Origin of the sequence: Rhizobium album, from assembly GCF_003122325.1 — a bacterium.
In the GTDB taxonomy this organism is placed as follows: domain Bacteria; phylum Pseudomonadota; class Alphaproteobacteria; order Rhizobiales; family Rhizobiaceae; genus Metarhizobium; species Metarhizobium album.
In genome coordinates, this window is record NZ_QFBC01000016.1 from 1 (window position 1) to 25,372 (window position 25,372).

The window sequence follows — 25,372 nt, forward strand, 5'->3', positions numbered from 1 at the left end:
AGCAGTTTCCTTCTGTGAGACGTCCAATCCGACATACTGTTTCACTGTGATGTCCTCCCGTTGTCACTGGGACCAATCTGCCACCATCGAGGAGACTGGGACATGCCGGCAGCAATTACGTCATCGTTCGGAATGTTGACCCCTTGGAGGTGCGGACGAATTCTTGGACTGCCTATGCTACAATTCCGAGGTTCCGGCGGTATTCCGAGGGGCTCAGGCCACCGAGTGAGATTTTGATGCGATGGTGATTGTACCACCGGATATAGGAATCTAACTGCTGCATGAAGTCTTCAAGCGTCGTGTTGATCCAGTCGCGATAGTAGTACATCTCATTTTTGAGCCGTCCGAAGAAGCCCTCGCAGGCCGCGTTGTCAGGTGAGCATCCTTTGCGTGACATGGACCGGGCAAGCTGAGCATTGTGCATGCGCGACAGCCAGCCAGGCCAGCGATAATGGGCACCCCGATCAGAATGCACGACGGGACGCTCGGAACTATCGCTGATCGTTTCGATTGCGGCATCAAGCATGGTATTGACGAGTTCGGCGTCCGGACGCGTGCTAACAGACCAACTGACCACCAACCCGTCGAAGCAGTCGATCATCGGCGACAGATACACTTTACCCGCCGGCAACTGGAATTCGGTGATATCGGTGAGCCATTTCTCGTTTGGCACCGCAGCGTGGAAATCACGATTGACCAGATTTTCCGGCGCGGCGTCCAGTTCGCCTTGATAAGAGGTGTACCGACGCCGCTTCACCGTAGCCACGACAAGCTGTTCCTGCTTCATCAGGCGGCGTACGACCTTTTCGGAAACCTGTTCTCCTCTCCTGACCAGTGCCGCGTGAATGCGTCTGTAGCCATAGCAATTACGATTGGTTTCGAAGAGCGTCATAATGGTCTGGCGAAGCTCTGCGTATCGGTCATCGAGGGAAAGCAGAGACCGGTGATAGAAATAGGAGCTGCGGGCAAACTCAAGCCGCGTGAGGAGTTCGGGTAATGCATATGTTGGTCGCAGGGCATCAACCAGCAGTGTCTTTTCCCGATTTGCCAGGAGCCGCAGGTCGATGCCCAGATCTTTTTTTATGAGTTCGTTGGCCTTCGTAAGCAGGTCATGTTCGAGTTGCAGGCGCTGCACATCTCTGCGCAGCGCCTCGAGTTCGCGCTCCAGTTCGTCACGGCTGGCTGTCGGTGGTAAATCGCGGCGGCGTGTCATGGATGCAGGAACCTCACGACCGAGTTGCTGGTTTTTCCAGTTGTACAGCGTCTGCCGGCTGACGCCTACCTCCTGAGCCAACGAGCGTGCACTCTCACGACGAGAGCACAAATCAATCGCGGCCGTTCGCTTCTGTTGGTCCGATCGAGGCGTAATGGTTACGATGTTGCCAACGACCCGCCGCTTGGCGTCGGGATCATATTCATCGATCCAGGCCGAGAGCTTTTGACGGCAAGGGTAGCCAAGCGCCCTCATCGTCCATGCCAGGCAACGGCCATGGCTCAGATAGTGCTCGACGGCAATCCGCTTCTGCTCATCCGAATACCGTTGTTTGGTGCGTACATAGCCCGCCGCCAAGACGTGACCACGTTCGTACTCGCGACACCAATGCTTGAGAGCATTCTTCGTCGGGTAGCCCAACTGACGGATCGTGGCCTTCACGCGTTTGCCGAGCTTGATGTAGAGCTGCACGGCCCTCATGCGGTCTTCGTACGAATACATGAACTATCTCCTGTTAGTCCAAGAATTCGTCCGCACCTCCCTTATCGGCGTCCAATCTTCCACGCCGAAACACATCCAACAGAAGCTGAAGGCCGAAATCTAAGGTTTGTTCAGCGGTCTTTAGGCCCTTGCGGTCCGACCAACAGCCTGCGTTTTGCCGGATCCTGTGTGGATAAAACTTGCGGCAATTATGCCCATCACCACACATGCTCCGATGAACACCCAGCCCATCGAGTAGTCCTTGCCGGCCTCGTTGACCACAACCAATGCCGCAAATATTTTTGCACTGAATGCCGCAACCGTGTAGGCGGCGCCATTCACGAATCCCATAGCTTTTCCGTACACTTCGGGGGTGAAAATTTCTGCAGGGACAGCAAGGAAGGGCCCCCATGCCATGTTGCCGAAGAATCCCATGCCGCAAAGGCAGAAGGCGAGCATTCCGGGATGAGCCTCGTTGAGAGTAGCAAGCAAAAAGACAAACGGTGCGAGTCCGATGAAGCAGGTTAGAATCATAATCCTGCGATTGCCGCTGAAGACTTTGTCGGAAAGGTACGAGGATGAGAAACTTCCAATTGCACCTGCACCAAAATAAAGCGCGCTCCACAGTCCCATTTCCTGAAGCTTAAAATGGAAAACGTCGGAGAGGTAGAGCGGTATCCACGTCAAAGCTCCGTAGAGTGTGATCTGCATGACGATATCCACGAAGATCACCGCCACGTAGCTTCTATTTTTGAACAGGTCCAAGAACTTGATGTCGTGCTTTTCAAGGATTTGCTTCTGAGCGTCTCCGTAAGAACCTTCACGGATATCGCCGCGCTCAATCTCGTCGCGGTAGGCGTATTCCAAATCCGCTGGCGTCGCCTTTTTATAGTGCTCCGGCCTGTCAAAAACCAAGAGCGCAATCATGACGAGGGGAACAACCCCGAATGCCGCGGTCACATAGAAAACAATTCGCCAATCGCCAGCCGCATGTGCGAACTGCGTTGCGAAAACGCTCGCCCATGCAGGCGTCAAAATCCATGCCCAGGAGAGAAGTGCTTGAGCACGGGCCCGTCCCTCTTTATTGAACCATCGCATGAGGATTCGCGCCGAAGGCACATATTCGGTTCCCACGAGAGCGCCAAACAAAGCCATTCGGAAAAAATACTCATCTCTCGATTGAATGTGTGCCATCCACGCCGTCATCACTGACCAGGCGATAACCGAGAAAATCAAAATGCGCTTGGCCCCAAACTTGTCGGTTAAAATCCCGGAGACATATTGCGAAGGCCCATAAAACAAAAGCATCAAAAATGCTCCCGTTCCAAGATCACTTACTGAGAGACCCACGTCATGGGCGATAACGGGGTTCAGGACGTTCGTTTTAACCCGGTCCAAGTATTGTATACTGTAGGCTGCGAATAGAGTGATCGCGATCACCCAGCGGTAAGGTATTGACTTCATTTTCTTCCTCCACAATTGCAAACACGGGCCTTCGTCGTCCAAGAGCTACTGGGACGAAGATTCCATTGAATTTTTTCTGAGACCGAGAGTTGTGCGAACCGGTATCGGTGGCTTTAGAGCGCGCTGCCGAGCCGAGCCATTTCTGCGCGAACCTCCTCGCCAGTGATACTGGAAAAGGATCTGCCGTCTTCGATCGACATGACGGCGGCGGTAGCAGCGGCGTTCCCATATTCAAAACACTGTGCAGTAACTCGTGCCGAGGCGAGAGCCTCATGCTCCGCACTCAACGAACGACCCGCTACGATGATGTTTTCGCCATGCTCAGGGACGAGGGCGCCGTAGGGCACCTCATAGTAATCGTCTAACAGCCAATGAAGCTTGGGCTTATCCCCGCTATGGAGCTCGATCGGCCATGGCACGCGACAAATGCCGTCAGGTCGTTTACGGCATGTGAGCACATCATCGTTGCGGAGCGTGTCTCTGCCGACGATCGAGCGAGTTTGTCTTATGCCCGCCTCGACACCCGTATCTACGACGAAGCTGTTTTCGCAGCCAGGGATAGCTTCGGCGAGAAACCGTGCATACTCTCTTACCTGACGACGCCCTTCAATCTCGGCTTCGGTGAAATCTGCCGGATCAATCACGTTCAACATGCGTCCATCTCTTCCAGACAGCCGGGTGGCGTTGACCATCAGTTCATTCGGTCGGGTCGTTGGAAAGATCCAGATTTTATTGCGGGGAAGGATGTATTTCCCGCTCTGATGAGCGGAAGAAATAGCATCGATGACCTTTGGTGGACATATAGTGTCCTCCCCCCAAAATGCGGAGAACGCGTCCATGTCCACATTTCCCAGCCTGAAAAACATTGTTGGGTTTTGAATGCGGCCATCATCGCCGAACGTGTATGAATGGCCTGCCCGCGCAACAACCGCCGCATCGCCTGAAGCGTCAATAATACGTTTGGCGCGAATTACGGTACGACCTGCATTGGACTCGGCGACAATTCCAAGAAAGGTCTCGCCTTTCATGATCACGCCAGTGACTACGGTGTGGAAGAGAACCTTAACACCGGCTGCTTCCAGGAACTGGTCGGCAGTCTCGCGCCACATCAGAGGATCATGTGTCACTGTATAAGTTTTTCCGTATATTTGCGGAGCCGTTAAACCGCCGCGCTCAGCCAATGCCTTCCTGAAGCGCTCGGCAAAGCCAAAGACAACCTGCTCAGGTTGGTCGCTTTTCTCGCTTGCCATGTAGAGCCCGCAAATCGTCCCAGACATGCCGGCCACGGCGGCACCACCGCAGAAGCCGTATCGCTCGACGAGCACTACCGATTTTCCTTTTTCTGCCGCCACGGTCGCCGCTGCAACTCCCGCCGCACCGCCTCCGACCACCAGGACATCGACGTCAGCGAGTTGGGGCAGGTCTATGCCCGCGTCGGCAGTGCACTCGATTTTCCATCCTTCAAACATGTCTAGATTTCCTGCTGATATACTCAGTTGTCGATCAATTGCATGTCACGATAAGCCCTCGCATTTTGTTTGTCTAGATTGGCTAGGGCTTTTTAGCCGGACCAGTTGGTTGCGGTGGTGAGATGGAGCAAGAATGCCGAATCTGTTACGTCCACAACAATGTAACGAGACGTGAATCCGGAGAAGTGAATGACCAATGACATCAGCAAAGCGGACCACGCATATGATCTACTTGAGCGGATGATCACATTTCAGGAGCTCAAACCCGGCAGTATGGTTTCAGAAGGTACTCTCATGGAGTTGACCGCTCTGGGCCGGCATCCCGTCAGGTCTGCACTGCAGCGCTTGTCATGGGAGAGGATGGTCGAGGTTCACCCGCGACGTGGTATCATTGTCCCGCCCATATCTGTCGAAGCTCAATTTAAGCTGTTAGCCGTGCGTCGGACGGTGGAGGAACTTGCCGTGAAATGGGCCTGCCTCCTGGCCACTCCGGGGCAAAAAGAGGCTATGTCGGCTCTTTCAGTTGAGCTGGAGCGGTTGACTGGGGCCGGGGACATGGTCGCATTCGGTGGCCAATTAAAGCAAGTCCATAAAATTATCGTTGAGGCGGCGCAGAATGAATACCTTCAACTCTCAATGGCCCCATTGCAGGGTTTGTCGAGACGGTTTTGGTTTGCCAACATCAATGATCCAGACGTGGAGCTAAAACGAGCTTCGACTCTTCATCGGACAACGCTCCTCGCTGTCGCGGCCGGAGACGAGCAAGCTGCAGTTACGGCGTCCTTGGCACTCAATGACTACCTGACTGAGTTCACATACAAGACGTTGCGAACTAACGTTGCTTTGTAGTTTCCAACTTGGTCTTCGGAGGATCGTTGCTTTTTCCATCGGGGACTTCGTGTTCGCGACGCCGTCCGAGTGGCCATTCAGGTCTTTCGCGGCTCAAACGACCTTCGAATGAATACGGGTCTAATGTTCCCGAAAAGACAACTCGCGTAAACGCGATTCAAGGTTGTCGACGATCAGGTCGGAGTGGGCCACATTGCGGCCGGTCGGCCCTTTTTTCTGGCCTCCTCATGTCCATCCTTACGGGCCCATTGGAGGCGGCGCAGGGCTGCTACTCCTACGCCGTTCCACACTATCTTATCGCTACGATGATGTCACAGGTTGAGGCACAGCTGACGAACTTGGCGGAACGCTTTCAGCCTATCGAGTCGCGCGGTTCCGATATTCAAGTGGGTGCCAAGAAAACGATCCCGCTCCTTCAGCGCGCACGTAGCCGACGCCAGGGAACGGCAGATGAGGCGCCGCGACGAGCTCGCGGCTTCTTGCCAGATCGGCGAATGTCTCCTTGCGGACCGACGCGGCGTCTTCCGGCTTCACGTCGTAGACGATTGTCACGTTCGGGTCAGGAAACTGGACCGCTGCAACGTGAATCACGTCACCGATGAAAGTCATCGACTTGTCCCTGCTGCTAACGGTGAAGAAAGCGCTGCCCGGAGTGTGACCCGGGTGCAGCGAAGTCTTAATACCGGGCAGAATGATTTCACCTTCGCCGAACGCTTTCACTTTCCCAAGCTTTTCGTAGACACCGATGGTTTTCGCGGCCTCGTCAAAATACTGTTCCGCATACCCTGTCGTCCGGGCATTTGATGGATCAAGAAAGAATTTCAAATCCGGGGCGCCCACGTACACCGTGGCGTTCGGAAATGCTGGCCGACCATCGCGAACGAGACCACCGGTGTGGTCCGTGTGGATATGCGTGATGAGAATCTCGGTGACGTCCTGAGGCTTCACGCCGACGCTCGCGAGGCTGTCTAAAAGCTTGCCACCATATCCCGGCCCAAAGAGCTCACCGGAGCCAGTATCGACAAGGACGGTGCGGTCGGCGCTTTGGACTAGAAATGCGTTGATCGACGCCTCGACTGGATTTTTCAGGAATTCCTTGTCGAGCAAATGGTCGGTATGCGAGTGAGATGTTCCAATCAGGAGTTTGTAAAGATCCTGAGGAACGGTTCCATCCGATAGGGCTGTGATCCGGAGATCGCCGAGAGGAAAAGAGTAGCTTCCAGTGACTTGCTGATAGCTTGCAACGGCAGGCGCGTCGCTCGCCGCGAATGTAGGTGCCGATATGCCTACTGAGAGCGCAACAGCGGTCGAAAGCAGGAGAGGTCGTGTATTTGTCAAGATTCTTATCCTTTTGTAGACGAGAGATCCTAAGTTGGATCCGGCGGCCCGCGACGCGCCGCACCGTTTGATGGAGTGCAGCGCGAGCGATTTGCGTCAGTGTGAACAGGTCGACCCCGCGGGCCGTCCGGAAAGTGCCATTTCAGGATCTGGAAGACCAATCGTCATGAACAATGCGACGTATCGTTACCGCCGATGTCAAAGTGCGGTCAGGCATTGCCGAGGGCGGCTTCCACGACCATGGAACGCAGCCATTGATGAGCGGGGTCCGCTGACATCCTCGGATGCGAAAAGTATTTCAAGGCGAACGTCCCCAGCTCGATCGGTGGCTCGAAAAGGTCGAGGCTGTGGACGAAGCGCCCTAGCAAACGTTTAGGCAGCGTGCAAAGGCAGTCGGTCGAAGCGACGATCAGAGGAGCCAGCGCATAGCTTTGAACGGACACCGCGACCCGTCGCCTTCGACCTTGCTCAGCCAGAACACCATCGATGACCCCCTCGAACATACCGCCACGAGACGAAATCAACAGATGGTCGAGGGAACAGAATTCGTCGAGGGAGAGAGAGCCGTCCCCACGAGGGTGGCCGATCCGTTGAGCCGTTACTAGCTCGTCATCGAACAGCTTGCGGCCGATCAGGTCTTGCGGCGCATCATTCGCCGCGCCTATGTAAAGATCGACGTCACCGCGCTCCAGATGCTCGCCAATCATCGCAGTGTCCGGAAAGATGAAGGCAATCTTGATGCCGGGCGCTCTTTTGTGAATGAGGGGGAGCAGGTCAGGAGCGATAATTCCCGCAGGATTATCCGAAGCCGCGATTTTGAACGTCCGGTCGCTTGAAGAGGGGTCGAATACGTAAGCTTTTTGAGCAAACTGCTTTAAACGATCGATAATCTGATCCAACTCGGGCTTTAATGCAAAAGCATGCGGCGTCGCTGTCACGCCCCGTCCTGTCGACGCTGGAAGAAAAAGTGGATCATTCAGGATCTGCCGGAGCTTGTTCAGCCGGCCCGACAATGCAGACTGAGTAATATTCAACCTAGCCGCCGCATGAGTGACGTTTCCGTCTCGCAATAATGCGTCAAGTGCGAGCAAAAGACCAACATCCAGCTCTCCCACACGCTCAAGCAAATTTATTCTCCGACATCCCACTCTGATCACGACCATCGTAGCGGATTGTGTGGTTCGCTTCCAAGATGAAAGATGCCGCGGTAGTTAGACTTTCGGGGATTACACGCGATCTCCCGAAAGCGCGATCACCACCTAATATGTCATTCACAACGATGACGAGCGGCGCCAAGATCAGAGTTCGCGTGGCTTGTCACGGCGACGACGACCTTGCTAAGTCCGGCGTGTCCGCCGTCTGATCCGTTCAAGGTGGAGAAGCACGCAGGCAAACTAGCTTCTTTGGTCACGTGCGCTATTAGGTGCGCATCTTCTATGCTTGTGTCCCCTGGAAAGACGGCGGCGGACGTTTTTATTGAAATGCGCTGACGTTAACGTGGCATAGCGGTTCAAACCGAATTCTGCCGCAGCAATCTCCGGTTCGCGGCCGTGAACGATCGAGGCGATCAATCGCGCGGAGCCGGAGCTCATCGTCCAGCCAAGGGTGCCATGACCGGTGTTCAAAAAAAGGCCGGCGATATTTGTCGCGCCAATTATTGGTGTGCCGTCGGGGGTCATAGGTCTCAGCCCCGACCAGAACGTTGCTTTGCCAATGTTGCCGCCAGGGAACAGGTCTGTGACAGAATGCTCCAGAGTTAAGCGACGCGCCGGTGCCAAAGTGCTGTTATAGCCGGAAATCTCGGCCATGCCGCCGACCCGTATGCGGTCCCCTAGACGGGTGATGGCAATCTTGTAGGTCTCGTCCATAACAGTCGATTCCGGAGATCGGAGCGGATCGACGATCGGAACGGTAAGCGAATAGCCTTTTACCGGATAGACGGGTAAGTCGATGCCATAAGGCCGAAGCAGGAGCGGCGAGTAACTGCCCAACGCAACAATCACAGCATCTGCATCGACACGCTCTTGTCCCGCCAAAAACACGCCCCTTGCTCGGCCCGCCTCGATATGCAGCCCCGTTACGGTCGTGTCAAAGCTGAAATTAACGCCAAGTTCCCGGCATTTGGCGGAAAGCGCATTTGTGAATTTGAAACAATCGCCCGTCTCGTCGTTCGGCGTCAGAAGGCCACCTACGAACTTCTCTCTGACCCTTGCAAGAGCAGGCTCGGCCCGAACACAGCCGTCGGGGTCGACCATTTCAAAGGGTATACCGTCGGCGGCCAAGGCTTCGGCGTCCTTTCCCGACGCGTCCAACTGCTGTTGCGTACGAAAAAGCTGCAGCGTGCCCCGCATTCGCTCATCGTAGGCTATTCCGGTTTCCTGGCGAATTGCGGCTAGGGCTTTTCGGCTGTAGTCGGAAAGCTGCAGCATGCGGCTCTTGTTCAACGCGTAGCGATCGGCCGTGCAGTTCGTTAGCATCCGGGCCATCCACGAGAGCATTGCCGTGTCGAGTTTTGGGCGAAGGATCAGTGGCGCATGTTTCATGAAGAGCCATTTCATGGCCTTTAAGGGGATTCCGGGCGCAGCCCATGGCGAGCAGTAACCGAACGAAATCTCGCCGGCATTTGCGAAACTTGTTTCCAGCGCTGGGCCTTTCTGCCGATCGATGACCGTGACCTCGTGCCCGGCTTTGGCCAGCTCGTACGCCGATGTCACGCCGATAATTCCGGCGCCCAAAACAACGACCTTCATTGTGTTGATCCTCCGGCCGGGTTTCAATCGATGGTGCGCGCCAAAACCGACAGCCAGTTCTCCGAGCCGATTTTGCGCAAGAGAGCGTCCGAGTACCCCCTGGTGCGTAATGCATCGATCAGCACCGGCAGTCCGGCGCTGGAGCCGACCGCCTCGGGTATCGCCGCACCGTCGAAGTCTGAACCAAGGCCGACATGATCCTCGCCGAGCCGCTCGATCAGGTAATCCAGTTGCTCAACCATCAAATCCACCGGAGTATCGCTGCGCATTTCGCCATCGGCACGCAGGAAACAGGTCGCAAAATTCAGTCCGACCATTCCGCCGGTGTCGCGGATGGCATCCAACTGTCTGTCTGTGAGGTTACGCGGCGAAGGACAAAGCGCGTGAGCATTTGAATGGGTCGCGACCAGGGGCGCAGTTGATAGGCGCGCCACATCCCAGAACCCCTTTTCCGTGATATGCGAGAGATCGACGACAATTTTCATCCGGTTGCAGGCTTCGATCAAGCGCTTGCCATTATCCGTCAAGCCGGGGCCTAGATCCGGTGAGGCCGGAAAGTGGAACGGCACGCCATGACCGAATATGTTGTTGCGGCTCCAGACGGGCCCGAGCGAACGCAGGCCGCAGGCATAGAGGACCTCCAGGAACTCGAGGTCGGGGTCGATCGCTTCGGCTCCCTCAAGGTGGACGACGACCGCCAGCGCGCCTCGATCGCGGGCCGCATGAATATCCTGGGTGGAGGTGCAACGGACGACAGCACCGTTCGATTCGCGTTCGATACGAAGAAGAATGGCTAGTTTCGCAAGGATTGGCGGTCGCGCCTCGCTAGCGTCCATGGGCGTGGGCATCGGGAGTTGATACCGTCCATCCTTCATCCCGTCGAATGAGATGTTGTCGCTGGATGGCGAATAGAGCGCAAAAAGCCCTCCCAACAGTCCGCCGGCACGAGCCTTGGGCAGGTCAATATGAAAACTGTCACGGCCCTGGATGAAGGCATTGACGGGATCGTCCTGCCGGTTGCGATAGAGCTTCAGCAGAATGTCGTTATGACCGTCGAAAACGGGGATATCACCGGACATGTCATTGCCTCCAATACAGGCGCAATACGATCACGGCGCCGACTGCCGGTAAGTTCGCCAAAGCGTTCTTTTGTCATAGCGGTAAAAGGAGCTGCGGGTTGTTGCTCGAATTAGAACGGGTTAGCGTTGAGCGAAAACTCGAGATCTGCCCAGGATCCAGTCGATCACCTCCTTTGCCGGTCTCGGAAGAACCTGGCCGGAGCGTACTAGCATTGAGGCTTTGCCGGATTCCAGCAACGGATGGTCGACCTTGAGCGCGACCAGTCGGCCGTCGTCCAGATACTCCGCGACATGAAAGGGGTCCAGAAACGTTCCGACGTTCGTTTGCAAGGCATGGTCAATCAGCATTCGCAGATTATTGGTGGTCATAGAAGCGATCATTTGCTCTTCTTCTGAATAAGCGATGTGATCGAGGATCTTTCGGATACCGTAGGATGTCGTGAGAAGCGCGAGAGGATAGGAAAATGCTTTGCGAACTGTCAGCGGTCCTCGTGCTGCCGCAAGCGGATGCTGAGGCCTTACCAGCAGCCGTAGCGGCACGTCTACCTCTGCAAGTGAGGTCACCCGATGAGATGCGGGAGCATTGAATGCTATCCCTAGATGACAGATGCCGTCCGCGACCGCCTCTAGAATGTCTGCGACCCCAAGAGCCTCGACTGTGAAATGTATATTGGGGTGCAATGCCGTAAACGGAAGGATGACCTCCTGCTGCAAGCCGGGCGCAAACCCTTCGCCGACGGCAATTCGGACGTGACCGCGACTAAGATTACCAATTTCGCTGATTTTCTGCTCGAGGTCCTCGAGTTGCAGCCGTGACGCCTTCCAATATCTGAGCACTTCGAGCGCGGCTTCCGTCGGAACACTGCCCGCAATGCTACGCTCAAAGAGCTTGGCTCCGAGCTCGTCTTCCAGAAGCCGGATTTGGCGTGTGATCACTGAGGGCGCCGTATTCAAGCGTTCAGCCGCGCCCCTGATCGAGCCACTGACGGTCACCTCGTAAAAATATCGAAGACGCTGCGGATGAATATCTCTCATTGTCGCTCCCCTTGTTGCTCTGAAAGCAACGATGCGAAAGATGCATTGCATCTTTTTCGTACGCTAAAGAAGATGCAGTCTGCCACCCGTGTCAATTGTCGTTCCCGCAGAGACGGGATCGGACACGCAAGAGCAGCGGTTCGCTGCAAGAGGCGAGGATGCAATGGGGAGGACGACATGAAGAGAAGAACGTTTCTGAAAGCCGCCGCCGGCACAGCAAGTGCCGCAGTGCTGGGCGCGCCATCGATTTCCCGCGCGGAAGGACGGGTTATCAAGGTTATCCCAATTTCCAATCTGTCGGGTATCGACCCAATCGTGACTTCGGGACAACCAATCCGCAATCACGGTTATCAGATCTACGATACCCTATTCGGCCTAGATGCCAATCTTAAAGCTAAGCCACAAATGGCGGACGGCTTTGAAGCTTCGGCGGACAAGAAAGACTGGACGATCAAGCTAAGGGACGGCCTAAAGTTTCACGATGGCGAGCCCGTTCGTGCGACGGATTGCGTTGCAAGCCTGCGCCGCTGGGGCCAGAAAGACCCTTTGGGCCAGCGGATGTTCACGCTCGCCGACGAGGTATCGGCGGTGGACGACAAGACGATGCGGTTTCGCTTCAAGTCATCCTTCGGTCTCGTGCCGGAAGCACTCGGCAAGGTTGGAGGGCCTGCGCCTTTCATTATGCCCGAGCGGATTGCCAACACGGATGCGAACACGTCGATCACCGAAGCAATCGGGTCCGGTCCCTTCCGGTTCGTGGCAGATGAGTGGGTGCCTGGCAACCGCGCCGTCTATGCGAAATTCGACGGCTACGTCCCGCGCAACGAGGAACCAAGCGGCACGACCGGCGGCAAGAAAGTCTATATCGACCGATATGAGTGGCACATCATTCCAGATGCCGCGACCGCCACGGCCGCGGCCGTTCGCGGCGAGATAGACTGGTATCACAACCCGGACACCAATCTCCTTCCACTGCTTCAGAATGAATCGCAGATCGACCTGACGCCCTTCGATGACTTCGGCTACGTAACCTGCATCCGCTTCAACCATCTTCATCCCCCCTTCGACAACGTGAAGATACGCCAGGCGATCATGATGGCGGTCAGTCAACTGGATTATCTTGCGGCGGAAGCAGGTGATCCGGCTCTCTACAACGAATGCAAGTCGATGTTCTTCTGCGGCACGCCGTCATCCACCGGCGTCGGTGGTGAGGTAATGACCGGCAATGTCGAGAAAGCGGCTCAGTTGATAAAGGAGGCCGGTTATAACGGCGAGAAGATCGTGTTGCTCGCACCCACCGACCTTGTGTGGCTGTACAACGCTAATCTGGTCACCGAAGCTCTTCTCAAGAGCCTCGGTATGAATGTCGAGCTCCAGACGATGGATCTGGGCACGTTTTATACTCGGCGAACCAATATGGATACGGTCGACAAGGGCGGCTGGTCGATCTTCCACGCCGGCTGGAATGTCACGGATATTCTCGATCCGTCTACCCATCTCGGACTTCAGGCTACCGGCAAGACGACTTGGCCGGGCTGGCCGACCGATCCGGATCTTGAAGCATTGCGCTTCGACTGGATTCAGGCAGGAACTGACGATATGAGGGCTTCCATCGCTCGAAAGATCGAGATGCGGACCTTCACGACCGTGCCATTCGTGCCGCTCGGCCAGTTCAAAACGCCTTCAGCCAGACGCAAAACGATTACGGGCATGTTAAAAGCGCCGATCCCGATCGCGTGGAACTTGCAGAAAGCTTGAGGCCGATAGCAGTTCTTCAGGATGGCCAGGCAGGAAAGCAGAGCCCGGCCATCCTTCATTTCGTTCGTGTTCCAAGCTGCATACGCATAATTTGCATGGGAGCCATCGTTGTCCAATTCAAACGTCATTACAACGGATCGGGCGCCTGCCGCCATTGGTCCCTATTCACAAGCGAGAGTTCACGGCGGGCTGCTCTTTGTGTCTGGGCAGTTACCGATCGATCCATTGACCAGCAAGATTTCCTCCGATGATCCTGCCAAACAGATCAAGCAATGCCTCACAAACATCCAGGCGATCGCAGAAGTTGCCGGCACATCGATGGCACATTGCCTCAAGACGACGGTGCTCGTGACGGATCTTTCGCGATTTCCGGACATAAATGCCGCATATGGCCAGATGTTTACCGCACCTTATCCTGCCCGGGCGACCTATCAGGTGGCCGCCTTGCCATTGAATGCCCAAATCGAGGTCGAGGCCGTCATCGCAATCATCTGAACGATGCAAATGAGGGCGCCGGAATCTCCAATCCCGGCGCCCTCAGATCGGACCACCATCACCGCAAGGCACCTTATTAAGCGGGCGTAAGCCTTCCGCACGCCTCGGCAATCCGCCGGCAGGCATCCGCCAATTCATCCTGTTTTAACGCGTAGGACATCCTCAAATGTCCGGGACTGCCGAACAACCCACCCGGCACGACGGCGACGTGCGCCTCCTGCATCAGGTAGTGGCTGACATCGTCGTCGGTTCCGATGACCTTGCCATCAGGCTGCTTCATACCCAAAGCACGTGTGCAGCGCGGGAAAAGATAAAAGGCGCCGTCCGGCGTAGCGCAGTCAAATAGTCGGGTAGCCCGCAGCTTCTCGATGAGAAACAGCGAGCGATCCCGAAACGAACGACACCGCTCGGCAAGGTAATCGTCCGGGCCTATCAGAGCCGCGAGCACGGCCGCCTGCGAGATCGACGATGCACATGATGTCGATTGGCCCTGAACGATCGCCATGTTTCCGATCAGGGACTGCGGACCGACGCCCCAACCGATACGCCAGCCGGTCATGGCATAGGCTTTTGATGCTCCATCAACGACGAGCATCCTTCCCCTGAGGTCGGGAGCTGCGTCGCGCAAGCTGACAAAAGGAGCGTAGCTGATTTCGCGATAGATTTCGTCACTCATAACGGCGATCTGCGGATGGCGTCTCAAGACATCCGCCAGCCCAACCAGTTCCTCCCGCCGATAAACGGCTCCTGAGGGATTGCCGGGATTGTTGAGCAGCAACCAACGAGTTCGTTTCGTAATCGCGTTCTCGAGCTGTTCCGGGGTGATCTTCAATCCCGTGTCTGCTGTCTGCACCACAACCGCGCGGCCCCCGACGATCTGTACCATATCCATGTACGTGGTCCAAAAAGGCGCAGCGAAAATAACCTCGTCACCAACATTCAACGTTGCCATTAAGGCATTGAAAATGACCTGCTTCGCTCCCGTGCTGACGAGCACTTCCTTTTCGGTTGCGTCGTGGCGCTTTCCGATAGCGGCGCGCAATTCTGGGGTGCCCGAATTGGCGGTGTAACGCGTCTTGCCGTTTCGTGCCGCTTGAAAGGCTGCATCTACGACATGTTCAGGAGTGGGGAAGTCAGGCTCGCCGACCCCAAGATCAATGACGTATTTTCCTTCTGCTCTCAACAGCGCGGCGGCTTCCGAAATCCGCACGATGCCCGACACCTCGATCCCTTGGAGCCGGTCTGCACGGGAAAATGGATAGCGGTCGTTCATATCAGTCCACCAAAATTTCCGGCGGATTTTCGTCATATGTTCGGATGATGCTTCGCTTCGGTTCGGCAACTGGTTTGTCGAAGAGCTCGCTCTGCGTCTCCTTATCCGAAAGGAAGAGGAATAGTCCCGGTTCGTTTCCGAGGGGGTAGGCATCGACCGCATGCCAGGTGCCCAGCTTGAACATTACGCCTTGGCGATCAAGACGAAATGCCCGCAACTTCGCCGGCGTAGGCACCTCTTCCGCCGGCTCGCTTACAACGATCACCGTGGGAGATCCACCGATATGCATGCGGGATTCTGTTACATGGAAGTGTCTCTCGATCTTATGGACCTTGAAGGGCTGCGGCTTGAAGCTGATGAGTTGCAGGATGAGCGGCGCGTCGCACTGCCAAGGGAATCTGTGAACACTTTTCGTCGGCAAGTCGAAGTCCGGGATCTCGTGCGGCTGAAAGACACGCCCGTAAGGCGCGAATGCCTCTGGTGTCAACGTTTCGATTTCAATGCCATGCCCTGACGTCACGTGTTTGCCTCCTCGAATTGTATCGGGTTCCCGGATGGGGCCGGTCCCATCAGGGAAGGTAGCAAGCGGCAGGTGGCGACGATATGCGCAAACGTTACGCCAGCATGTTGCCCTATGGGCACTGCCTCCGGCGGGTTCAACATTGACCGAAGATTTTGGAATGTCGTCGAATATAGTCGATCATCGTGGTCATCGCCTTTGTCGGCGTCCGGCCGGATCGCGCAATGACATTCGCCTGGTTTTCGGTCAGCAGCGGATGGTCAATCTCGAGCGCTTTCAATTCACCACTACCGAACTCGGCCGCGACATAGCGCGGGCCGAGAAACGCCACGGCCGTGCCGTTGCAGATGAAGTGGGCGATGGCTCGGGAGGAATTCGAGGAGAACACGACGTTCAGAGGAATGCGCTTGGAATCGGCCAGAAGTTCGGTGGTGCGACCGAGCCCGAAATTGTTCGGCATCTTAGCGATTGGGTACGACAGTGCGCGGGCCAGCGTCATTGGCTCGGTTGTTTTGGCGAGTTCATGATCCTTGCTGACAAAAAGCTTGATCGGCACATCGACATGCAGGAACGAGCGGATATAGCTGACCTTCGGAGGGTTATAGACAATGCCGAGATGCGCGATATCAGACGCGACCTGATCTACGATGTCACCGACCGATAGCACGTTCACTGAAAGCTCTATTTTGGGAAAGTCCCTGTTGAATGGCTTGACGACATTGTCGACGAAATCGACCAAGAACCCCTCAGAAACCGAGATATAAACCTTTCCGCGCTTAAGCGCCCGGGTCTCAGCGATACGCTCTTCAAGGATCTCCATAAGCGAGCGGGAAGAATGCCAGTAGTCGAGCAGGAACTGTGCGGCATCAGTCGGCTTACTGCCAGAGACGTCGCGCTCAAACAGTTTAACGCCCATCTCCTCCTCAAGCAGTTTTAACTGCCGCGTCACGACCGAAGGGGCGGTGTTCAACTCGTCGGCTGCTCGGCGGATGGAGCCATGCAGAGCAACATTGTAGAAATAGCGTAGTCGGCGCTCATTGAGTTCCCGCATTCTCTCGCCAACATCCTTTCGAGACAAAGCACCGACTCTTCTCCGGGGCCGTCCAGTCCGTTTACATATTCCGCGACATGCGCGGATCCAAATAATCCCGCAATCCGTCGCCGATGAGATTGATGCTAAGCACGGTGATCGAAAGGAACACGGCGGGGAAGAAGATCATATGGGGATAGATCTGGAAGAAGGTTCGTCCGTCGGCGATGATATTGCCCCAGGTCGGAATGGACGACGGCGTGCCTGCACCGATGAAGCTCAGGATGGACTCCACAATGATGGCGGAACCGCATATGAATGTTCCTTGCACGATGAGCGGTGCCAGCGTGTTGGGCAGGATATGCCTGAAAAGGACGTGGTGGATCGGAGCACCGGATGCTATTGCCGCCTCGACGAAAGGCTGGCCGCGCAAAGTGAAGACGACGGAGCGCATCAGACGAGTAACCCGCGGTATCTCCGAAATCGTCAATGCGATGATGACGTTGCCGACGCTGGCTGTGGTCAGCGCCATCAGGGCGATGGCCAAGAGAACGGCCGGTATTGCCATGAAGGCTTCGAGGACACGACTCATAATGGCATCCACCGACCTGAAGAAACCCGATACGAGGCCGAGAAGGATTCCGCATGCGAGCGACAACACGGATACGGACACCCCGACCAGCAGGGAAATACGACCGCCTGCAATCACGCGGGCGAAAAGATCGCGACCAAGCGCATCGGTGCCGAACCAATAAAGTGTGGACGGGGGCTTCAATCTCCTCAGCGGAGAAATAGCATTTGGGTCAACCGAGTAAATAATCGGTCCGACAAGAGCGATCAGGATTACGCTCAAAAGCAAGACGCCGCCGACGACCACGGACAGATTCTGGTGCACAAAACGATGCCAGAGCGCATAGCGTGAGGGTGTGGTTTCTAGGATTACAGTCATGGGATCAGTTTCTGATTCTGGGATCGAAAATGGCATAGCTGATGTCCACCAGGAGATTTACCGCTACGTAGATCGCCGACAGCAGAATGAGCACGCCCTGGATAACCGGATAATCGCGTTGCAGGATTGCATCGACCAGTAATCGGCCGAGACCGGGAATAGCGAACACTGTCTCGGTGACAACCACGCCGCCCATTAGGAGCGCAACACCAATTCCCACGATCGTGGCGATGGGGACTGCAGCATTCCTCAAGGCATGGCGCAATAACACGACATGTTCACTCAGTCCTTTGGAACGGGCGGTGCGAATATAATCCTGCGAAAGCACCTCAATAACGCTCGCCCGCGTGATGCGCGTGATCAGAGCGATATAGACCGTGCTCAGCGAAAGGGCCGGAAGGATAAGATTGTAAAACCATCCCGACCAGTTCGTTGCCAACGGCGTATAGCCTTGAACCGGAAACCAGGCGAGTTTGACCGAGAGAAACCAGATCATCAGATAGGCGATGACGAAGACCGGAACCGAAAATCCCAAAATGCCAATTGCCATCGCTATCCGGTCAATTAGGCCTCTGGCCCGCCATGCGGCAAGCGTGCCGAGCGGAACCGCGACCGCTATCGATATGATGATCGTCAGGACTGCCAACGACAAGGTCGGCTCAAGGCGCTGCGCAATCAACGCGGTCACCGGTTTGTGGGAGAAAATTGAAATTCCCAGATCTCCTCGGAAAGTATTCCAGAGAAAGATCCCCAGCCGCACGTGGAAAGGTTGGTTGAGACCGATTGTTTCCCGAATTGCCGCGATGTCGGCGGGCTGCGCCATGTCCCCCGCGATAACCGCCGCCGGATCGCCGGGAGCGAAATAAAGCAAAGAAAATGCGATTAGCGCAACGAGAAACATGACCGGAAGTGCGGCGAAAATCCGCCGTGCAAGGAAGGATATCATCGGCCCGCTCCTGAGTTCGGCTCGCTTACATCAACCATTTTATCTAACCTCCTCTTGGAAATAGCCGGTGTTTGCCTGAAACGGGTCGAGAGAGGCTGGCCAGTAGGGCTGGCGTTTCTTCGAGTAAGGTAGGGTTGCGAACTTTGTCGAGGCCGATCCGCCGGCATCCACGTAACGCACCTCCGCAGCCAGAGGCCCAAAGCCAGTCAGGAAATGCTGCATCGACTTGACCACGATTATCTTCTTGTCAGTCAATTTACATCCGAGGGCCGTGAAGGCCTCGGGCGAATGAGTCTGAAGTCTGGTCGAGGTAAGAACGATGTCAATTTCCGCGCCCTTTACCCACACCCCGGTCCCGAGGCTCATGCGCCCGCCGCTCAGCGCGGGCTGCGAATGATCCCGCTTGATGCCCATGATGGTGACGCGCAAGTCCACCGGATTTCCGGATTGCGGCCCCATCTTGCCACCGACGCGAAGGTCAAGTTCTCCGCCAACACCAGTCTCCAGGCACATCTGGACAGCAATGGGGTCCCAAAAGCACCCGATAGCCGCGTTTTCCACTTTTCCATCAATCAAGCCGCGCAGAATATTAGTGTTGTCTGCGGCCGCGCCGGCGCCCGCATTGTCCGCGACATCGGCAATCACGATTGGCGCCGCAGAGGACGAGAGGGCGGCGCTGATCGCCTCTTCGACTGTATCGTAGCGCTGGGCAGCTAAATCCCGCATATCCCACAACTCTCGACGAAACCGCTCGGCCATCTTTACCGCAGCTGTCATATCGTTGTCGGCCACGACGAGCATTTTCGCCCCAACGTCCGGTACGTCAGCCCAAGGAAAGCCGTGACCGAAAGAGACCGAGAGTATTCCGTCGTGGCCCTCCGCCTCGGACATGCGTGTAACGAAGGATCGCATTGGTTCTGTCGGCGGACGCCAGACGCCGATCATCCGGCAGTCTTCCAGCGCCATTACGGGCCTTATCTCTCCGGCCAGAGTGCGGCCCACGAGGTCGTAGACCTCTCTTGCCCTTTCGGCGATATCCGTATGGGGATATTCCTTGAAGGCCACAATGATATCCGCCTTGCTGCGCATCAACTCCGTTAAGTGGCAATGGAGGTCTATCTCTACGCCGATCGGCACGGAAGGTCCGACGATCTCTCGGACCCTTGCGATGATATCGCCCTCGCAATCGTCATAGCCTTCAGCCACCATGGCGCCATGTAGGAAGAGCAACACCTTATCCACCGGCAACGCTTTCTGCAGATCCTCCAGAATTTCGTCCCTCAATCCTTCATAAGCGGTTCTTTGCGTCTTGCCCGCAGGAGCCGCGAAAGCGCATATGCTTTCTACCACCTGATCCCCGTCGGAGGTCGCCAGACGGCGCCATTCGATCAACGGAATGTTGCCCAGCACCGGCGGGCGCAGCCCCCCGTCGCCGCGGAAATATTCGCGGGTCGTGAACGATTCCCGGACGGATGGGATAGGCGAAAACGTGTTGGTTTCTGTCGCGAGAGTGGAAATAAAGACTTTCAAACGGATCTCTCCCAAAACCTGAAATTTAAACGATTTGCCTCAGGAGGCATCAATCACTGTGCCCACTCAGATCGATCCCACTCCTGGCAGATATGGCCGGCCGACACTTCCCGATACTCGCGTTTGGGGGCAATGTAGTTTGGCGGCCTGATCGGCGAGGGCAGTTCGCGGATCGGAGGGGCGGGACGCTTCCCGCGCTCGCGTGGCTCCGGTACCGGGACCGCGGACAATAGACGCTTCGTATAGGGATGCATCGGGTTGCCGAAGATCGAGGCTCGAGGGCCAATTTCGACGATCTCTCCGAGATACATCACCGCAACGCGATGACTGATCCGTTCTACCACCGCCATATCGTGGGAAATGAAGAGATAGGATAAATTCATTCCCTTCTGGAGGTCGAGCATGAGGTTCACCACCTGCGCCTTGACCGATACGTCAAGCGCCGACACCGCCTCATCCGCGATGATGAGTTTCGGTCGGACAGCCAGAGCGCGTGCGATCGAAATGCGTTGACGCTGGCCGCCTGAGAATTCATGTGGGAACCGTCTCATCATATCCGGCAGAAGCCCCACCTCGCGGAGCAACTGCGCGACGCGATCCTTCGATTCGCGTCTGTTTGTCATTCCGTGCAGAAGCATCGGCTCAGCGATGGCATCGCCTATTCGGATTCGAGGATTGAGGCTTGCATAAGGATCCTGGAAGATCATCTGCATCTTCGTCCGAGCCTTGCGCAGTTCGGCCGCCGAGCATTTCATGAGATCCTGGCCATCGACGACGATTTCGCCGCTCAGTGGGTGCTCAAGCCGCATGATCGACCGACCGGTCGTGGATTTGCCGCATCCGGATTCCCCAACAACGGATAAGGTTTCGCCAGCCTTCAGGTTGAAGGAGATGTTTTCGACTGCGTGGACCCGCCCGCCGAGCCTGCCCATGAAACCATTGTTGATGTCGAAGCGGGTGACCAGGTCTCTAACCTCCAGAACGGTCGGAGCCTTCTCGGTTGTCGGCTTGCGTGTACTTGAAGTCTCCGCCTTTTGCGGGGGGAGGGGCTGCTGATCCTGGAAAGGAAGTACGAAATGGGCAGGCTCCGATGTGCCCGTCATCGATCCGAGCCTCGGCACTGCCGCCAACAGTGTACGCGTATAATTGTTCTTCGGTTCGTGGAAAATATCCACGGTGTCCCCGTGTTCAACCAAATTGCCTCGAAACATGACGAGTGTTCGATGCGCAATCTCTGCAACCACTCCCATGTCATGGGTGATGAACAGGATGGACATCTGTTCTTCTGCCTGCAACTGGCGCAGCAATTGCAATATTTCCGCCTGGATCGTCACATCCAACGCCGTGGTCGGTTCATCGGCAATCAGCAATTTAGGCCGACAAGCAAGCGCCATGGCGATCATGACGCGCTGGCGCATGCCGCCTGAAAACTGGTGAGGAAAATCATCCAGACGAGTGGCGGCCGCCGGTATGCTGACGCGGTCGAAGAGCCGCACTGTTTCTGCTCGTGCTTCGGAGACCGACATCTTGCGGTGCAAGACGAGCGTTTCCGACAGTTGCTTGCCCACCGGGAGGACGGGGTTGAGACTCGTCATCGGTTCCTGGAAGATCATCCCGATCTCACCGCCGCGTACCTTGCGCATCTCCCGCTCCGGCAGCACGGTGAGATCGCGCCCGTTAAGTAGGATCTGGCCCTTAACCTCGCTTGATCGGGCATCGAGCAGGCGTGTGATGGCGAGGCTCGTTACGCTTTTTCCGGAGCCGCTTTCGCCGACGATGGCGAGCGTTTCACCCGGATTGACGTCGAACGAAATGCCGTTAACCACCTGCGATCGGCCGTGCCCCGACAGAAATGCGACTTCCAGATTCCGAACGGATAATACAGTTTCGACCACGGATACCCTCTCAATTTTCATAGATAAGCCGGGATGGCCGCGCAGGGCGCCGCCGGTCCTGTATCGCAGAGAACCCTCCCGCCTCAGGCGGTCTTCCGGACGTTCCAAAAGAGCGGGGCAGGCGACTTTACAATCCCGCTTACGGTCTTGCGATAAGCGGTAATCTGGGAACGCTGGCCAAGTGGTACATAGGGGACCGACTGAAATGCATGCGCTTCGACATCACTTGCTATCTTCTTTCGCTGGTCTTGGGATGTCGCCTTCATCCAATCCGCCCGAAGGGATTCCAGCTTGGCATCATCCGGCCAGCCAGGCCATGCGGCAAGACCGTTGCCGCGTAGAGCGAGATGTTGCGCCGGGCTGAGGAAATCAACCGACCCAGCACCCGAGACGAGAGCGCTCCAGCCGCCTTTTTCAACCGGCTCCGTCGAATTTCGACGAGTGAAATAGGTACCAAGATCCATGGTTTGGACTTCGACCGTCATGCCCATATTGCGCAGAAGCTGCTCGACGACGAGGCTGGCTGAATAAATCCAGGGGATGTCGGTGGCCGAAATGAGGACCACTTTCTCGCCGGCATAACCAGCGTCCTTCAACAGGGCCTTGCCCAGTTCCAGATCCCCTTTCATCACGCTCGATCCGGTGCCCGAAGACATCGGGGTGCCGCAAAAGAAGAACGACTTGCAAACTTCGTAATTGCCTTCTCCGACCATGGCGACGAGTACGTCTTCCTGGTTGATAGTGGCCATCACCGCCTGCCGAACCTTCACATTGTTGAAGGGTTTTTGCTGTTGGTTGAAGCGCAACAATGTCCCCTGGTAGGGATCATAGTCGCCGACCACGACACTGGGATCGCCTCTCAGAAGCTCGACAAGGTTGAGATCGGGTTTTTCGAACCAATCGATTTCGCCACGCTTCAGCGCCGCGACCGCGGTCGATTGATCGGGGATAATCAGCCACTCGACACGATCGAAATTGACCTGCTTGCCGCCAGCAATGCCGCTCGGCGTTTCCTTGCGAGGAATATAACCGTCGAATTTTTCATAGGCGGCCTTGCTGCCCGGTACCCACTCGTTCGGTAGAAAGCGATACGGGCCGGATCCGGTGGCGTCCGTGATCTGCGTTTTGCTGTCCGTTGCACCGGCGATGCGCTCGGGCATGATAAAACACACCGGCGTGGAAGATTTACCGAGTGCAACGTAGATGAGCGGGAAGGAGGATTTCAACGTGAAGCGGATCGTGTTGTCATCTACGGCTTCGAGCTTGTCCGTAGCGTCGAGCAGGGATTGCCCGAGGCCATCCTTACCGCCCCACCGTTTGATGCTCGCGATGCAATCCTGTGCGCGCACCGGTGCGCCGTCATGAAATTTCAATCCGGGCCGCAACGAGAACGTGTAGACGAGGCCGTCGTCGCCTTCCTCCGCCCTATCCACCATCTGCGGCTGAATTTCAAAGTTTTCGTCTTCCGCAAACAAGGTGTCATAAACCAAATAGCCATGATTGCGGATTGGATATCCGCTTGTGACGATCGGATCTATCGACGAGAGATTTCCGGCAGGGACAAACCGCAGCACATTGGGCGTGGATTGGGCCGACGCTCGATTTGCGCTTGCTGCAAGTAGTGCGAACGCCGCCGTGTACTGCAGGAATTCACGTCTCGTCCCTGTCATCGTCGCTCCACCCGTTGTTGGCTTATCGCTCTCGATAGGGGCGACGCCTATTCTTGGGAGCTAACGTAAGCACAAAGGCCTGCGACGTAAAACCGTAAACGGAACACATTGGTGTTGCCTGCTGGGCAACACCAATCCTATCGTAAAAACTGCTATCAACCCTGCGGCAGTGGTGGCAGGACCTCGTCAGGGATCGGGCAGACGTATCCCGCCCCGGCGTTGCGGTTCCGATGTTCCTGTTTCGCCTGTTCAAGCAAATCAGTATCTTTGATTGCGCGTAAGACGGAAGCAGTCATAACCTTCGCAGCCTGCAACATCCCCTTATGCGCAGCCGGCAACTTCCCCTGTGAGACGAGTTGCCACGAATGAAATGCCGTGCTGCGCGCGAAACTGGCGACCCAAATCTGCGCCAGCGGGATCACAACTGAAACATCGCCCACGTCCGTCGACCCGAGCGAATTGCCGACGTGATCCGCAAGCGGAGCTATATCGCCGTCCAGCGCGCGGTTGCCTTGATAGTTCGGATCGTTGAACGCGACTGCCGCTGCCAAATCGTTCTCATCGAAGTCAGGTGCGCCAAGCGCGATGAACTGCTCATGCATCATCCTGGTCAGAGCCAGATTAGGTTGATACGGCGACATTCCCGATTCGATCGAGAATTCGACTTGGGTTCCGCTCATCATCGCTGCCCCGCGTGCAACCTGTTCGACGCGCGCCGCCAAGGCATTCAAACCTTCGATGGTACGCGACCTAACGATGTAGGTGAGCTCTATTCTAGACTGGACGACGTTTGCAGCAATTCCTCCAGCATCGCGATAGGCGTAATGGATACGCTCGCCATCCTCGATGTGTTCGCGCAGGTAGTTGCAGCCGACATTCATCAGTTCGGCTGCATCAAGAGCACTTCGTCCGAGATGCGGCGTTAGGGCCGCATGCGAAGCATGTCCGCGAAAAATGACCCGTATTTGCAAAAAGGCGTTGGTCCGGCTCATATGGGCGGAGGACGTTGGGCCAGGATGCCACGAAAAGGCGGCATCGAGATCGTCGAAGACCCCGGCGCGAGCCATAAAAGCCTTTCCGCCGCCACCCTCTTCCGCCGGGCAGGCGTAGTAGCGAATGGTGCCTGGGATGCCCATGGCTTCAAGCATTTCCGCTGCGGCCACCGCGGCAAGTGCCGAGCCCGTGCCAAGCAGGTTGTGCCCGCAACCGTGGCCGGGCATGCCTGGATGAAGAACCTCCTCTTTCGCCGAGCCCGCGAGCTGGCTCATCCCCGCCAGAGCATCGAATTCGCCCAGGAGACCTATCACCGGCTTGCCCTTACCACGTTCCGCGACAAAGGCGGTGGGCAATCCGGCGATGCCTGCAGTGACCTTGAAGCCTTCAGCCGCCAGCACGTCCATCTGGGCTTTGCTGGAGCGGCTTTCGGCGAACCCCAATTCGGCAAATTCCCAGATCTCATCGGCCAGCCGGGTATAACGACCCGCTCTCGTGTTCACGGCCGCATGAATACCTGCAAGATCGATTGTGATATCATTCATTGCCATGTCTCCTTCTCAAGGCGAATTAAATGGCGCGACCGCAATCGCCCGGCGTTTGCCAATCGGGCAAGGGGCGCCCAGCCATGCGGCC

The 25,372-nt window shown here is 56.3% G+C and carries 19 protein-coding genes and 1 pseudogene; 3 read left to right on the forward strand and 17 right to left on the reverse strand.

The features are described from left to right. Nucleotides 1-172 precede the first annotated feature (172 nt). The 3 genes from DEM27_RS25580 to DEM27_RS25590 form a co-directional block, all read right to left on the reverse strand. Complete coding sequence (locus DEM27_RS25580) at nt 173-1,714, reverse strand: IS3 family transposase (protein WP_109461084.1); 1,542 nt, start codon at nt 1,712-1,714, stop codon at nt 173-175. Between the two features lie 120 nt (nt 1,715-1,834). After that, nucleotides 1,835-3,157: an MFS transporter gene (locus DEM27_RS25585; protein ID WP_109461085.1), complete on the reverse strand. Its 1,323-nt coding sequence runs from the start codon at nt 3,155-3,157 to the stop codon at nt 1,835-1,837. 113 nt (nt 3,158-3,270) lie between these two features. Continuing rightward, the gene (locus DEM27_RS25590; protein ID WP_109461086.1) at nt 3,271-4,626 is read right to left on the reverse strand and encodes an FAD-dependent oxidoreductase; all 1,356 of its coding nucleotides are present in this window, start codon (nt 4,624-4,626) and stop codon (nt 3,271-3,273) included. A gap of 189 nt (nt 4,627-4,815) precedes the next feature. On the opposite strand from DEM27_RS25590, the gene DEM27_RS25595 reads away from it, so the two are divergent. After that, nucleotides 4,816-5,475: a GntR family transcriptional regulator gene (locus DEM27_RS25595; RefSeq protein WP_109461087.1), complete on the forward strand. Its 660-nt coding sequence runs from the start codon at nt 4,816-4,818 to the stop codon at nt 5,473-5,475. Between the two features lie 357 nt (nt 5,476-5,832). Here the strand turns inward: DEM27_RS25595 and DEM27_RS25600 are convergent, their stop codons facing one another. From DEM27_RS25600 to DEM27_RS25620, 5 genes and pseudogenes are all read right to left on the reverse strand, one after another. Next, nucleotides 5,833-6,813 carry an MBL fold metallo-hydrolase gene (locus DEM27_RS25600; protein WP_109461088.1) on the reverse strand — a complete coding sequence of 327 codons (981 nt, stop codon included), beginning with the start codon at nt 6,811-6,813 and terminating at the stop codon, nt 5,833-5,835. 209 nt (nt 6,814-7,022) lie between these two features. Next, a complete protein-coding gene (locus DEM27_RS25605) occupies nt 7,023-7,940 on the reverse strand; it encodes a LysR family transcriptional regulator (RefSeq protein ID WP_245446110.1) in 918 nt (305 codons plus the stop codon). A gap of 363 nt (nt 7,941-8,303) precedes the next feature. Next, a pseudogene (locus DEM27_RS25610) lies at nt 8,304-9,563 on the reverse strand (D-amino acid dehydrogenase); the annotation flags it as partial. Nucleotides 9,564-9,586: 23 nt separating this feature from the next. Then, nucleotides 9,587-10,642, reverse strand: a complete 1,056-nt coding sequence (locus DEM27_RS25615) for a dipeptidase (protein ID WP_109461091.1) — start codon at nt 10,640-10,642, stop codon at nt 9,587-9,589. 120 nt (nt 10,643-10,762) lie between these two features. Beyond that, on the reverse strand, nt 10,763-11,677 hold the full coding sequence (locus tag DEM27_RS25620; RefSeq protein ID WP_165823598.1) for a LysR family transcriptional regulator: 915 nt from the start codon (nt 11,675-11,677) through the stop codon (nt 10,763-10,765). A gap of 177 nt (nt 11,678-11,854) precedes the next feature. On the opposite strand from DEM27_RS25620, the gene DEM27_RS25625 reads away from it, so the two are divergent. Together DEM27_RS25625 and DEM27_RS25630 are read left to right on the forward strand one after the other, a co-directional pair. Beyond that, nucleotides 11,855-13,435, forward strand: coding sequence for an ABC transporter substrate-binding protein (locus tag DEM27_RS25625; RefSeq protein ID WP_165823616.1), 1,581 nt, complete (start codon nt 11,855-11,857; stop codon nt 13,433-13,435). 108 nt (nt 13,436-13,543) lie between these two features. Further along, the gene (locus DEM27_RS25630) at nt 13,544-13,930 is read left to right on the forward strand and encodes a Rid family detoxifying hydrolase (RefSeq protein WP_109461093.1); all 387 of its coding nucleotides are present in this window, start codon (nt 13,544-13,546) and stop codon (nt 13,928-13,930) included. A gap of 76 nt (nt 13,931-14,006) precedes the next feature. Here the strand turns inward: DEM27_RS25630 and DEM27_RS25635 are convergent, their stop codons facing one another. From DEM27_RS25635 to DEM27_RS25675, 9 genes are all read right to left on the reverse strand, one after another. After that, nucleotides 14,007-15,203, reverse strand: a complete 1,197-nt coding sequence (locus DEM27_RS25635) for a pyridoxal phosphate-dependent aminotransferase (RefSeq protein WP_109461094.1) — start codon at nt 15,201-15,203, stop codon at nt 14,007-14,009. A gap of 1 nt (nt 15,204) precedes the next feature. Then, complete coding sequence (locus DEM27_RS25640) at nt 15,205-15,723, reverse strand: ureidoglycolate lyase (protein ID WP_165823600.1); 519 nt, start codon at nt 15,721-15,723, stop codon at nt 15,205-15,207. Nucleotides 15,724-15,859: 136 nt separating this feature from the next. Beyond that, nucleotides 15,860-16,774 carry a LysR family transcriptional regulator gene (locus DEM27_RS25645; protein ID WP_109461096.1) on the reverse strand — a complete coding sequence of 305 codons (915 nt, stop codon included), beginning with the start codon at nt 16,772-16,774 and terminating at the stop codon, nt 15,860-15,862. Between the two features lie 61 nt (nt 16,775-16,835). After that, nucleotides 16,836-17,738, reverse strand: a complete 903-nt coding sequence (locus DEM27_RS25650) for an ABC transporter permease (protein ID WP_109461097.1) — start codon at nt 17,736-17,738, stop codon at nt 16,836-16,838. After that, complete coding sequence (locus DEM27_RS25655; protein ID WP_109461098.1) at nt 17,707-18,648, reverse strand: ABC transporter permease; 942 nt, start codon at nt 18,646-18,648, stop codon at nt 17,707-17,709. Before DEM27_RS25655 ends, DEM27_RS25650 begins: the two co-directional genes overlap by 32 nt. Before the next feature lie 39 nt (nt 18,649-18,687). Continuing rightward, nucleotides 18,688-20,178, reverse strand: coding sequence for a M81 family metallopeptidase (locus tag DEM27_RS25660; protein WP_109461099.1), 1,491 nt, complete (start codon nt 20,176-20,178; stop codon nt 18,688-18,690). 53 nt (nt 20,179-20,231) lie between these two features. Then, complete coding sequence (locus DEM27_RS25665) at nt 20,232-22,094, reverse strand: ABC transporter ATP-binding protein (protein ID WP_109461100.1); 1,863 nt, start codon at nt 22,092-22,094, stop codon at nt 20,232-20,234. A 62-nt stretch (nt 22,095-22,156) separates the two neighbouring features. Next, nucleotides 22,157-23,743, reverse strand: a complete 1,587-nt coding sequence (locus tag DEM27_RS25670; RefSeq protein ID WP_109461101.1) for an ABC transporter substrate-binding protein — start codon at nt 23,741-23,743, stop codon at nt 22,157-22,159. 155 nt (nt 23,744-23,898) lie between these two features. Continuing rightward, the gene (locus DEM27_RS25675; RefSeq protein ID WP_109461207.1) at nt 23,899-25,281 is read right to left on the reverse strand and encodes an amidohydrolase; all 1,383 of its coding nucleotides are present in this window, start codon (nt 25,279-25,281) and stop codon (nt 23,899-23,901) included. Between the last annotated feature and the right edge of the window lie 91 nt (nt 25,282-25,372).